This window comes from Microcoleus sp. F10-B2 (assembly GCF_036704965.1).
Taxonomy (GTDB): domain Bacteria; phylum Cyanobacteriota; class Cyanobacteriia; order Cyanobacteriales; family Microcoleaceae; genus Microcoleus.
Genome location: NZ_JAUBTB010000144.1, coordinates 1 through 10,979 on the forward strand (window position 1 = coordinate 1; position 10,979 = coordinate 10,979).

Consider the following 10,979-nt stretch of genomic DNA (forward strand, 5'->3'; position numbering starts at 1 on the left):
TCTAATGTCATATCACGCTATGGCAAACACTTCTCTAATCATAACGTACTCTGATCCTTTCCTTCAGGGCACTACCAAATATTTTAAATTGGGAACCCTCGGCTATGGGGGGATAGCCTGCTTACCTTGGGATGGCCGACCACCCAACAGCGCAGGAAGTAAACGCCGAACTGCGATTAAAGATAACTTTAGTAAAGTTTGGGTAAGTTTTACGAAGCAGAGAAATATGGTGCAAAATATTAAATAAACAGGAGTGGATATGACAAATCAACGAATAGCAGCAATTTTGCGCGCAGGTGAACCCGACGAAACTGTAACTGTTCAAGGCTGGGTTCGCACTAAGCGCGAATTGAAAGAATTTGCCTTTGTCGAAGTCAACGACGGTTCGGCGATGGCTAACTTGCAAGTAGTCATAAATTCCGATTTGCCAGACTTTGAAAATGTACTGAAACAACTGAATACAGGTGCATCTCTAGAAGTGTCGGGAGTGCTGGTAGCATCTCCGGCGAAGGGACAGCGAATTGAGTTGAAAGCGTCACAAGTACAAGTTTACGGCGATGCAGACCCGCAAACTTATCCGCTGCAAAAAAAGCGCCATTCCTTTGAATTTTTGCGGACAATCGCGCATTTGCGACCGCGCACAAACACCCACGGTGCTGTCTTTAGAGTCCGCAATGCTTGTTCGGCGGCGGTTCACCAATTTTTTCAAGAACGCGGTTTTTTGTGGGTTCACACTCCGATTATTGCTGCTAGCGACTGCGAAGGTGCGGGGGAAATGTTCGGCGTTACCAACTTTGATTTAAAGAACGTGCCGCGCACTGATTCGCAAGAAGTTGATTATGCTAAAGACTTTTTTGGAAAGCGCGCTTATTTAACAGTTAGCGGGCAGTTGGAAGCGGAAGTTATGGCGATGGCTTTCGGCAACGTTTACACTTTTGGCCCGACTTTTCGAGCGGAAAATTCTAATACTTCGCGGCATTTGGCGGAGTTTTGGATGATTGAACCGGAGATGGCTTTCTGCGATTTGCAGGGAGATATGGATTTGGCAGAGGCGTTTTTAAAGTACATTTTTAAATACGTTTTGGAGCATTGCCCGGAAGATATGGAGTTTTTCAACGAGCGCATTGACAAAACGGTTTTGGCTACTGCTCAAAATATCATTAACAATCAGTTCGAGCGGATTACTTATACCGAGGCGATCGCACTTTTGGAAAAAGCCGACAAAAAGTTTGATTTTCCGGTAAGTTGGGGCTTGGATTTGCAGTCGGAACACGAGCGCTATTTGGCTGAGGACTTGTTTAAAAAGCCGACAATTGTCAGCGATTATCCCGTCGGGATTAAAGCATTTTATATGCGTTTAAATGATGACGAGAAAACGGTGCGAGCAATGGATGTTTTGGCTCCTAATATTGGGGAAATTATCGGCGGTTCGCAGCGGGAAGAAAGGCTGGATGTGTTGGAGCGGCGCATGGAAGCCCAGGGTATGAATAAGGAGGAATTGTGGTGGTATTTGGATTTGCGCCGCTACGGTACTGTGCCTCACGCTGGCTTTGGTTTGGGGTTTGAGCGCTTAGTGCAGTTTATGACTGGAATGGGGAATATTCGGGATGTGATTCCGTTTCCGAGAGCGCCTTTGAGTATTGATTTTTAGTTGACGATTGTGGGGGAAAACGTAGGGACACGGCAATGCCGTATCCTTACCCGGAGGACACGGCAATGCCGTGTCCCTACTAAAATTTAAAATGGTATAAACTAATGGTTCTTCAAATCCCATCGAGTTCCAAAGCACCAACTGTCACCTGGGAAGCCTTACCAGCCGACTTTGTATTACCGGACGATCCCGTGGAAAATATTCAACAACCGCCCCTTGCGGCCGCTCTCACCGATGCTCTGGGAGCCGCTGGACTTATTGGGCCGATCGCCCTAATCGGTTCCAATTTTGGACTGGTAGCGACAGTAAATAAGCAGACTGTAGTCAAAGCACCGGATTGGTTTTACGCGCCGCAAGTGCATCGAGTCGCAGAGGGCACGATTCGCCGCAGTTACACGCCGAATCTGGAGGGGGCGCCGGTATCGGTGGTGATGGAGTTTTTGTCTAACGAAGATTACGCCGAACTGTCGGCGCGATCGACTCCTCCCTATGGCAAGCTCTACTTCTACGAGCAGATTTTGCAAGTGCCCACCTATGTTACCTACGATCCCTACGAGCCCAAGCTGGAAGTGCGGTATTTGCAAAATGGGGGTTATGCAGCGCAGACCGCTGATGCTGAGGGACGGGTGCGGATTCCCGAGTTAGATTTGTGGTTGGGGATTTGGTCGGGGGAACGGCTGGGGCAAACTATGAATTGGCTGCGCTGGTGGGATTCCCAGGGAAATTTGCTGCTGTGGAGTTCGGAACAGGCCCAACAGGAACGGCAGCGGGCAGAACAGGAACGCCAGCGGGCGGATGTATTGGCGGCAAAGTTGCGCGAGTTGGGTGTCGATCCCGATCGGCTGGCATGAAAGGGCGGGATGTTTGTGACACAAAAAGAGAGGAATAAAGTCATTACTACGAACCTTAAAATGGTTTGTAGTAATGACTTTATTCCTTATTATATCATGTCCGATCGATTAACCATAATATCCCGGTCGGGCGGGTTTTTGAGATTGTCAATTATTGGCAGGTATTGTTGGTGAGGGAAACCCCTAAAAAAATCGCGGTCGCTCGACCGGAGATGATATTACCGATTAAGTTGCCGAGGGAATTGTGATATCAACAGATTGCACTTTGACCGAGTTTCCCAAACTCGATAACGGCGGTTGAATTGCCTCCGTATTTCCCACTACTAATGTTATCAAATTCTCCGGTTTCAAGTAAGTCTTGGCTACGCGCTGCACGTCGGCAATTGTTGCTGCTTCGATGCTGCGGCGGTAGCGAAAAATGAAATCTTCGGGATAGCCGTAGTATTCATAGCGCATTAATCGCGACAAAGTTTGACTGGGATTTTCAAATTTGAAAATGAAAGAATTCAGGGTGGAATCTTTAGCATAAGCTAATTCTGCCGGGGTAATTGGTTCGGTGCGGATACGATCGATCTCGGCGCGAATTGCCTGGATAAACGGTACTGTTGCGTCCGATCGCGTTTGGCCTCCAGCGACAAACATCCCCGGATAGTCATATCTCGGACTCCAAGCCGCGTATACTGAATAAGCTAAGCCTTGGCGCGATCGCACATTATTAAACAAACGGCCGCCGAAACCGTTGAGAACCCCGTTCATTACGTCCAAAGCACCGTAATCTGGACTGCTGAGCATTCCGCCCAAATGTCCCATTTGCACGTAACTTTGGCTTAATTGCGGCTGATTTACCAAAAATATGCCGCCCCCATTTGCTGGCGATACGGTTGGTAGCGCAGGCACTTCTGCACTTTGAGCGGGTTGCCAGTTGCCGAATTTTTGCTCGACGAGCGATCGCATTTTAGCAGTATCAAAGTCGCCAGAAATACCCAAAATCATATTCTTGGGATGGAAATATTTCTGGTAGAAACTCACCACATCGTCGCGGGAAATATTGGCGAGGGTTTTGTATTCTACCGTGCGCGCGTAAGGACTGCGATCGCCGTAAATTAACTTGTCAAACTCGCGACCGGTAATATCGTTAGGATCGTCATTGCGGCGGGCGATCGCACCTTGAGTTTGATTCTTCGCTAAATCTAACTTTTCCTGAGCAAATATTGGCTCCCGAATCACTTCCGCAAATAAGTCAAACACGGGTTCCACATCTTCAGCTAAAGCACTAAAATTAGCGATGCCAGAACTAACATCAACCCCCGTTTCTACCGAAGCTGCTCGCTGTTCTAGCAACTGATTTAGTTCATCAGCCGTATGCCGGCTAGTGCCGCCAGTTCGCATCACTTCTCCCGTCAAACCTCCCAATCCAATTTTCTCGGCCGGTTCAAAACGCTGGCCCGTGCGAAATAGCGCCGTTCCCCCGACTAAGGGGAGTTCCCGGTCTTCCATCAGATACACCCGGATGCCATTTTTCAGCTCGAAGCGAGTGTATTGAGGCAGTTTAATTTCTGACAGCGGGGGAAATGTTAATTCGTCGTAGTGTTTGGGTGCCGCCGCAAAGGAAGGTAACAAATTAAACGTGCCCAGTGAAACAGTAAAAAAGCAAAGCGATAGCAGAAATAACTTTACTTTTTTCAGTTTCAATTTAGTCCTTTTCATTCTTTCTCCAATGTTTCCTAATTTGACAATTCGAGGCAGAGCCTCGCCGATATGCGTTCCCAGGCAGAGCCTGGAAACGAGTATTTCTTCCCTCTTCCTTCTTCCCTCTTCCCTCTTCCTTCTTCCGACTTCCGACTTCCATCGGACTGACATCCGTTACATCCGTCGAGCGAATCCGTTGCCGAACCTTCTTCTTACAGCGGCAAAAGCTTACCAATCGTGCGGTTTTCCGGGCGGAAAGTTGCCTGAGAGACACGCTGAATGTCAGCGGGAGTAACAGCCGCGATCGCATCTAATTCCTTGAACAAATTTCGCCACGAACCGGTTTTTACTTGATAATCCAGCAGGGAAAATGCCATGCCCATATTAGAATTGAGCGATCGCAACAAATCGGCTCTCGCCTGAGTTTTCACTCGATCCAATTCCAAATTAGAAACCGGCTCAGTTTTCAGGCGATCGATTTCCTTGCTCAAAGCGGAGGCTACTTCATCAACCGTGCGGCCCGGAGCAGTTTGAGCGTAAAATAACATCAAATTCGGATACTTGTCCCCCGGATAACCGCTGAAACCTTGAGCCGCGAGCGCCAATTGCTGTTGTTCTACCAAAGATTTGTAAAGCCGAGAAGTGCGGCCATCGCTGAGCAAAGAACCAATCATTTCATAAATCGCATTGTCGGGATGATTCATCGCCGGCCGGTGGTATCCTTCCAAATACCAAGGTTGAGTTTTTAATTGCAGCGTGACTTCCTGAGTTTGCGTTTGGGGAGGTTCGACAATCTGCAATTCTGGAGGCGCTGGTGAAGCCTTGTAACGGCCGAAATAAATTTGAGCGAGTCGCTTCACCTCCGAAGATTTCACGTCTCCTACCACCGCCACAGTCAGCTTGCTGGGGACGTAGTGAGTCTCGAAAAACTTCTGCACGTCGCTGCGGCTGAGGTTTTGAATGTCTTCAGTGTAGCCAATTACGGGGCGGCGGTAGGGATGAACAGAGAAAGCTTTGTTGGCAAAAACTTCTACCATTTGTCCGATCGGAGAATTCTCGGTTCGCAGCCTGCGCTCTTCTAAAATTACCTGTTTTTCCTTGTAAAATTCCCGAAATACTGGTTCGAGAAATCGCTCGGATTCCAGCGACATCCACATTTCTAACTTATTAGCTGGCAGGCTGTAAAAATACATTGTGGCGTCGGTAGAAGTAGCGGCATTTAGTCCGACTCCGCCGGCTTGTTCGACTATTTTGCCCAGTTCGTTGCGCTTGACAAATTGCGAAGCTTCCGCTTCAACTTTGTCGAATTCTGCTTTTAATGTGGCGACTTCTTCAGTTTTGCCGCTGGCCTTGGCTGCTTGCATTTGCTCGAAGAGTTGGTCTTGTTTTTCTAGCAGCGGCTTTTCGGCTTGGTAGTCGGTAGTGCCGATTTTTGGCGTGCCTTTGAAGGCTAAATGTTCGAGATAGTGAGCGACACCTGTTTGACCGTCGGGTTCGTTTGCGCCGCCGACATCGGCGTAAATCAGAAACGATGCTACGGGTGCTCTCGGTCTTTCGAGCACGATGAATGTCATGCCGTTGTCGAGCTTAAATTCGCTGACTTGCTTGATTACTCGATCGAGCGACGGTTGAACAGAGACTGCTTGGGAGCCGCTAGCGGGGTTGGGGCGGGCGAGGGCGATTTCGGGAGAAATGCCCCACCACAGCAGAACAGCGGCCAGCACGAAGGCGATGAATCGAGTTTGGCTCGCGGGCGATTCCCTACGGGATAGCTTCGCTTCACGGGGTTTTTGGAACTGCGGGGTCATTCGATTTTAGATTTTAGAATTGAGATTTTGGATTGTCAAACAAAAAATGTTTGTGCTCGGCGGCCAGAGATTCTTTTTTAAGGATAAAGATTTTTGGAGGCATAAGCGATCTGTTGCGCCCCAGATGTTAGGCTGATACAGCAAATCTCACAAAGGGTCATGGGATTTGAGATTTGAGATTTGAGATTTTGGATTGTCAAACGGCAAGAAGTTTATGCCGAATAACAAGAGATGCTTTTTAAGCATAAAGATTTTTGGGGGCATAAGCGATCTGTTGCGTCACTTCCAGTTTAAGATTAAAGTCACGCACAAATTAAAACTTAACATAATTTAGTTTTTCAGTCCCGCTCCCGTAGATCTAAGCCGCAAATTACCGATTGCAAAGCCATGCGAATTTTTAATCAGTCTCCTCCTTCTGAAACAGAAACCAAGAAGCGGATTTTACAAGCCGCTCAGCGGTTGTTTGCCCGCAGCGGATACGACGGCACGACAACTCGCGATTTAGCAGCGGCGGCGGGGGTGGCGGAGGGTACGCTATTTCGGCATTTTGATAATAAAAAAGCGATTTTGATTGAGGTGGCGACGGAAGGATGGGTGGAGTTGCTGACGGATTTGCTGACTGAATTAAGCGAGATGGGGAGTTACAAAGCAGTGGCTCAGGTGATGCGGCGGCGGATGCTGAATATCCGCGAGAATAGCGACATGATGCGGGTGTGTTTTTTGGAGGCGCAATTTCACCCGGATTTGCGCGATCGAATTCAGTTGGAAGTCATCGGAAAAATGACCAATGTGGCTGAGGCTTTTTTTGAAACAGCGATGGAAAAAGGAGTTTATCGGAAGATGAATCCGAAGATTGTCGCTCAGGTGTTTTTGGGAATGTTTGCAGTCGCGGGTTTCAGTCAAAATACGATTATGGAGCCGAATGCTTCACCCCAGCAAATGCAGGAAATGGCTGAAGGACTCGCAGATATTTTTTTGAATGGGGTTTTAATTAAAGATGAATAATTAGGGCAACAGGGAAAACTTGTTATGAGCAAAGTTTTGCACTATTCTATTCGGCCGCTAACGCAGGAAGACGAGCCTTTTTTGTGGCAAATGCTGTATGAAGCGGCGCACATGGCAGAAGAAGGTGAATCAACGGTGCAAGCTGTTGTCAATCATCCTTTAATTGCGAAATATGTCCAGAATTGGGGACGTGCAAGCGATTTGGGCTTTGCAGCGATCGAATTGAACGGCAGCCAGCCAGTAGGAGCAGCCTGGCTGCGTTTGTTTACAGAGGATGACAAGGGCTTTGGCTGGGTTGACGATACTACCCCGGAATTGGCGATTGCCGTGCTTCCAGAATATACAAATCAGGGTGTAGGAACGCAGTTGCTGACTCGTTTGCTGTCAGCCGCAAAAGCATCTTATCGATCGGTATCCCTGAGTGTCAGAAGCTCGAATCGAGCCCTGAGTTTGTACGAGCGATCGGGATTTAAAGTAATTGAGGGAAGCGAGACAATCAACCGCACAGGAGGGACATCATTCACCATGAAAGTGGATTTTGATTGAGTGAATTATTACTCTATAAATTCGTACATTTGCTGTACCCAATTCTCCCGGTTTTTCTGCCATTCATCCGTCACTACTTCCCAAGTTGTATTGCTTTCAAGTTCCAGTAATAGACTTGATACTTCTTCCAGCGTCGCTGCTATATGACATTCTTCTACCCAACTTTCACGGATCATTTTCCAGAGACTTTGTACCGCTTCTCGCTGAAAATTTGATTCTAATTCAACTAGCAATTTGGCTAGGTGTTTTTGGTCAATTGCTGCTGACACCTCGCTCATCCAAAAGTCGCGACGTTCTTTCCATTCTTCGATCACTGCTTCCCATGTGAGGTTGCTTTCAAACTCTAACAGTAACTGGTTCAACTCTACCATATTAAATGTTTTTTTTGCAGTTTGTGCTAAAATTATACAGAAGTTTTTAAGTAAGAGTGTAACTTTTTTAACAGATTGCGGTCGGAGTGAAACTAAAGATTATATCTGTGAATAATGAGTTCTGAATTTACGTTAGATATGCTACACATTCCCAGCGGTTGGCAGCGGGGGGAAGGTGACTGGACAGGAGTGGCGGCGGCTATTGCTAGAGGGGAAACTGTAGAAGTAATTCAAGAAGTTGGTTCTACTTTGTGGCAAAACAGTCTGCCCGAAAAACATTCTTTGTATTGGGAGGGTGAAAATCTATCAACTATCAAAGCCCGAATTTGGATTAGTTTCACGCAGAGAAGATTTTCGCCGGAATCTGCTTTGCCAAAGGTTCAGTGGCATCCAAGAGTGTTGTGGATAGGGATAGGTTGCGAACGCGGAACCCACAAAGAATTAATCGAAACTGCGATTAAACAAGTATGCCGTGCCTATCATTTAGCGGAAAGTGCGATCGCAGGTATTGCTACAATAGACACTAAATCAGGTGAAGTCGGCTTGTTAGAACTTTGTCAAGAGCGAAATTGGCCGTTAAAAACCTTTGCGGCTGACATTTTAAGTTCCGTAGAAGTCCCCAATCCTTCAAATATTGCAGTCAAAGAAGTCGGGACGCCCAGTGTAGCAGAAGCAGCAGCACTTTGTGCGATCGAACTGATATCTTCTACCATGCTCGAGAACAGGCAAGATGCCTGTTCCACAATTCTCAACAACAGGCAAGATGCCTGTGAAGCGAAGAGTGAATCTGCTTGTGGGGTGGGCATCCAGCCCGCCCGTGAAAGGCTTTTAGTCCCTAAAAAAATATTTCGCGCTAAAAATCCCCCCCTTTTACAAGGAGGGGTTAGGGCGGGTTCTGCTGTAACAGTAGCGGTTGCAGTTTGCCCGATCGAGTATCTGGGATAATCTATTACTGAGACAAAGTATTGGCATTCACAAATCGACCGATTAACCCAGAAACGAATGACAACACAATCGAACCAAACAAAGCCGGCCAAAAACCGCTAACCGCAAAGCCGATATTGAACGCACCCGCCAACCACGAAGCCAGGGAAAGCGAAATTGCATTCACAACAAACAAAAACAAACCTAAAGTAATAATGCTCAAAGGCAGCGTCAGCAAAGTAATAATCGGTCTGACAACCGCGTTCACCAATCCGATAACAACAGCAGCCAGCATCGCCGCCGGAAAGCTCACCACCGAAATACCTGGTACAATGTTAGCGGTAACGATCAGCGAAACCGCTGCTACTATCCAAGTTAAGAAAAAACTTAGCATATCTTTTTTTCCATCTCCATCACTCTTAATTAAGATTGTAACTGTTTAGTCGATCGACCAAAGTTCGGGATACACTACGAAATACCCACCTTCCGAGAATATCAGACTTATGAAACTCCGGCAACTAGCAGCATTCCTCTTGGCGCTAACTATCTTCATCCAGCAGCAGCCAGCCCAGGCTCAATCTAAATATTACGCTCCTCCGCTGTCCTTTAGCAACGCCGAACTGACAAGACGCGATTTTTCCGGTCAAATGCTGCGGGCCGCTGAGTTTTCTAACGCTAATATGGACTTGACTAATTTTTCTAATGCCGATTTGCGGGGAGCAATTATGAGCGCTTCGGTGATGACTCAGGCTAATTTGCACGGCGCAAATTTAACTAATGCAATGATAGATCAAGTTAAATTTACTAATGCCGATTTAAGTGATGCCATTTTAGCAGAAACGATTTTGCTGCGTTCTACTTTTGACGGAGTTGATATCACCGGCGCTGACTTTACTGACGCAATTATGGACGGAGCACAAGTTAAAGAATTGTGTACAAAAGCCACCGGAATTAATTCTCAAACAGGGATTTCTACTCGCGATTCCTTGGGATGCCGCTGATTTATTTGATCATTACCTAATTTCAATTTCTGGAATATTGATAGGGGTGGGCTTCTAGCCCTTGTCATTACCCACATTTTTCAACCCACATTTTCAAAAGTGTTGGGCTGCTAATTGGAGTGCCCAACACATATCTGGCAATCTTGTCCAACCACGCCATAACGTCTGCCAGCCTTGATTCCCATCCGATTTTGTGCCAATAAAACCACCCAAGCGAGCTGCAGATTTCCCAAATTCAGACCCTCGTCAATTGCTCCTTAAACAAGCCTCGGCGGGCCGAAAGGACTTTTAACATATAATTAGGGACGAATTGACGAGCGTCTGCTGCTCCATCCATACGACTAGCAGTACGTAACTGCAATAACCTGACAGCTACAACTGCCAAAAATCCTAGCAATCTCAGCAGTCCGTCTCCAGTCTCCAATTGCCGTTGTTCAATCCCACAACCGCTTTTGAGACACTTATGATACTCTTCGATTACCCAGCCTGTAGCATACCAATCCAATTGTTCTTTTGCTGCTGCCGCATCTGTCACAGCAACAGTGGTAAATAGAATCCATTCCAATCCCTCTGAACTATCCTCCCGGACTTCCCAATAACGAATGCACCATCCACTAATCGTTAGTTCTTTACGTTCAGGGCCGCTGGTTGGTGGTTTGAGGGTGATTGCTTCCCTGGCTATTTGCCAATACGGTTTACTTAAGGATTGGGAGGCTTTAAGATATCAAAAACAGGAGGATTAATTTTTATTCCAGTACCTCTGTGTTTAATTTTTTTAGATTTAAATTTTGCAACAGTTTTTTTGACAACTATTGGGTTGTTTCTCGCTCACTCTTTGCGGTAAACTTGCATTAAGTATCTCCAAATTCAACCAAGTTTAAAAAAGGGGATTTCTTGTGGTTCTAATCGCTGAATTTTTGGGACAGCACGACGAATAACTCGTAATGTACCCGTGAAAGAAATACTTAATGGGGAAATTTCTGTACTATGCGCTGTTTGACCAATTAACGATCGCACAGCCCAATGTCCTAATACAGCAATCCTAAATCATTTGCATAAGTAGTCAGACAGAATTAATTACACAAATACATAGTAGAATGATATTTGCGGCAAAATTATGAGTTAATTACAGT

12 protein-coding genes and 1 pseudogene are annotated in these 10,979 nt (G+C 46.5%); 7 read left to right on the forward strand and 6 right to left on the reverse strand.

Going from position 1 to position 10,979, the window contains the following annotated elements; all coding sequences use genetic code 11:
- From QUA99_RS30755 to QUA99_RS30765, 3 genes are all read left to right on the forward strand, one after another.
- Nucleotides 1-247: hypothetical protein (locus QUA99_RS30755; RefSeq protein WP_333244828.1), on the forward strand; the 247-nt coding region annotated here is incomplete at its 5' end.
- A 12-nt stretch (nt 248-259) separates the two neighbouring features.
- Entirely contained in the window at nt 260-1,651 is a 1,392-nt protein-coding gene (asnS, locus tag QUA99_RS30760; protein WP_333244825.1) for an asparagine--tRNA ligase, read from the forward strand.
- 104 nt (nt 1,652-1,755) lie between these two features.
- A complete protein-coding gene (locus QUA99_RS30765; protein WP_333244824.1) occupies nt 1,756-2,502 on the forward strand; it encodes a Uma2 family endonuclease in 747 nt (248 codons plus the stop codon).
- 225 nt (nt 2,503-2,727) lie between these two features.
- Here the strand turns inward: QUA99_RS30765 and QUA99_RS30770 are convergent, their stop codons facing one another.
- Together QUA99_RS30770 and QUA99_RS30775 are read right to left on the reverse strand one after the other, a co-directional pair.
- Entirely contained in the window at nt 2,728-4,209 is a 1,482-nt protein-coding gene (locus QUA99_RS30770; RefSeq protein ID WP_333244831.1) for a pitrilysin family protein, read from the reverse strand.
- A 194-nt stretch (nt 4,210-4,403) separates the two neighbouring features.
- On the reverse strand, nt 4,404-5,999 hold the full coding sequence (locus QUA99_RS30775; RefSeq protein WP_333244821.1) for a pitrilysin family protein: 1,596 nt from the start codon (nt 5,997-5,999) through the stop codon (nt 4,404-4,406).
- Nucleotides 6,000-6,386: 387 nt separating this feature from the next.
- On the opposite strand from QUA99_RS30775, the gene QUA99_RS30780 reads away from it, so the two are divergent.
- Together QUA99_RS30780 and QUA99_RS30785 are read left to right on the forward strand one after the other, a co-directional pair.
- Nucleotides 6,387-7,004: a TetR/AcrR family transcriptional regulator gene (locus QUA99_RS30780; RefSeq protein ID WP_333099815.1), complete on the forward strand. Its 618-nt coding sequence runs from the start codon at nt 6,387-6,389 to the stop codon at nt 7,002-7,004.
- A 24-nt stretch (nt 7,005-7,028) separates the two neighbouring features.
- Nucleotides 7,029-7,550: a GNAT family N-acetyltransferase gene (locus tag QUA99_RS30785; RefSeq protein ID WP_333244818.1), complete on the forward strand. Its 522-nt coding sequence runs from the start codon at nt 7,029-7,031 to the stop codon at nt 7,548-7,550.
- 8 nt (nt 7,551-7,558) lie between these two features.
- On the opposite strand, the gene QUA99_RS30790 is transcribed toward QUA99_RS30785, so the two are convergent.
- The gene (locus QUA99_RS30790) at nt 7,559-7,921 is read right to left on the reverse strand and encodes a hypothetical protein (protein ID WP_333244815.1); all 363 of its coding nucleotides are present in this window, start codon (nt 7,919-7,921) and stop codon (nt 7,559-7,561) included.
- 114 nt (nt 7,922-8,035) lie between these two features.
- Here QUA99_RS30790 and QUA99_RS30795 point away from each other — a divergent pair, with 114 nt between their 5' ends.
- Nucleotides 8,036-8,866 carry a cobalamin biosynthesis protein gene (locus tag QUA99_RS30795; protein ID WP_333244812.1) on the forward strand — a complete coding sequence of 277 codons (831 nt, stop codon included), beginning with the start codon at nt 8,036-8,038 and terminating at the stop codon, nt 8,864-8,866.
- Nucleotides 8,867-8,870: 4 nt separating this feature from the next.
- Here the strand turns inward: QUA99_RS30795 and QUA99_RS30800 are convergent, their stop codons facing one another.
- Nucleotides 8,871-9,239: a phage holin family protein gene (locus QUA99_RS30800; protein ID WP_333244809.1), complete on the reverse strand. Its 369-nt coding sequence runs from the start codon at nt 9,237-9,239 to the stop codon at nt 8,871-8,873.
- 109 nt (nt 9,240-9,348) lie between these two features.
- On the opposite strand from QUA99_RS30800, the gene QUA99_RS30805 reads away from it, so the two are divergent.
- Nucleotides 9,349-9,846 (forward strand): pentapeptide repeat-containing protein, encoded by a 498-nt coding sequence (locus tag QUA99_RS30805; protein ID WP_333244806.1) that lies wholly within the window; start codon nt 9,349-9,351, stop codon nt 9,844-9,846.
- 235 nt (nt 9,847-10,081) lie between these two features.
- Here QUA99_RS30805 and QUA99_RS30810 read toward each other — a convergent pair whose 3' ends face one another.
- On the reverse strand, nt 10,082-10,411 hold the full coding sequence (locus tag QUA99_RS30810) for a hypothetical protein (protein WP_333244803.1): 330 nt from the start codon (nt 10,409-10,411) through the stop codon (nt 10,082-10,084).
- A gap of 302 nt (nt 10,412-10,713) precedes the next feature.
- Nucleotides 10,714-10,881, reverse strand: a pseudogene (locus QUA99_RS30815) (IS4 family transposase); the annotation flags it as partial.
- Nucleotides 10,882-10,979: the final 98 nt, after the last annotated feature.

Excerpts from the sequence above, each read along its gene's own strand:
- asnS (WP_333244825.1), top strand. The coding sequence starts at position 260 with ATGACAAATCAACGAATAGCAGCAATTTTGCGCGCAGGTGAACCCGAC.
- QUA99_RS30765 (WP_333244824.1), top strand. The coding sequence starts at position 1,756 with ATGGTTCTTCAAATCCCATCGAGTTCCAAAGCACCAACTGTCACCTGG.
- QUA99_RS30770 (WP_333244831.1), bottom strand. The coding sequence starts at position 4,209 with ATGAAAAGGACTAAATTGAAACTGAAAAAAGTAAAGTTATTTCTGCTA.
- QUA99_RS30775 (WP_333244821.1), bottom strand. The coding sequence starts at position 5,999 with ATGACCCCGCAGTTCCAAAAACCCCGTGAAGCGAAGCTATCCCGTAGG.
- QUA99_RS30780 (WP_333099815.1), top strand. The coding sequence starts at position 6,387 with ATGCGAATTTTTAATCAGTCTCCTCCTTCTGAAACAGAAACCAAGAAG.
- QUA99_RS30785 (WP_333244818.1), top strand. The coding sequence starts at position 7,029 with ATGAGCAAAGTTTTGCACTATTCTATTCGGCCGCTAACGCAGGAAGAC.
- QUA99_RS30790 (WP_333244815.1), bottom strand. The coding sequence starts at position 7,921 with ATGGTAGAGTTGAACCAGTTACTGTTAGAGTTTGAAAGCAACCTCACA.
- QUA99_RS30795 (WP_333244812.1), top strand. The coding sequence starts at position 8,036 with ATGAGTTCTGAATTTACGTTAGATATGCTACACATTCCCAGCGGTTGG.
- QUA99_RS30800 (WP_333244809.1), bottom strand. The coding sequence starts at position 9,239 with ATGCTAAGTTTTTTCTTAACTTGGATAGTAGCAGCGGTTTCGCTGATC.
- QUA99_RS30805 (WP_333244806.1), top strand. The coding sequence starts at position 9,349 with ATGAAACTCCGGCAACTAGCAGCATTCCTCTTGGCGCTAACTATCTTC.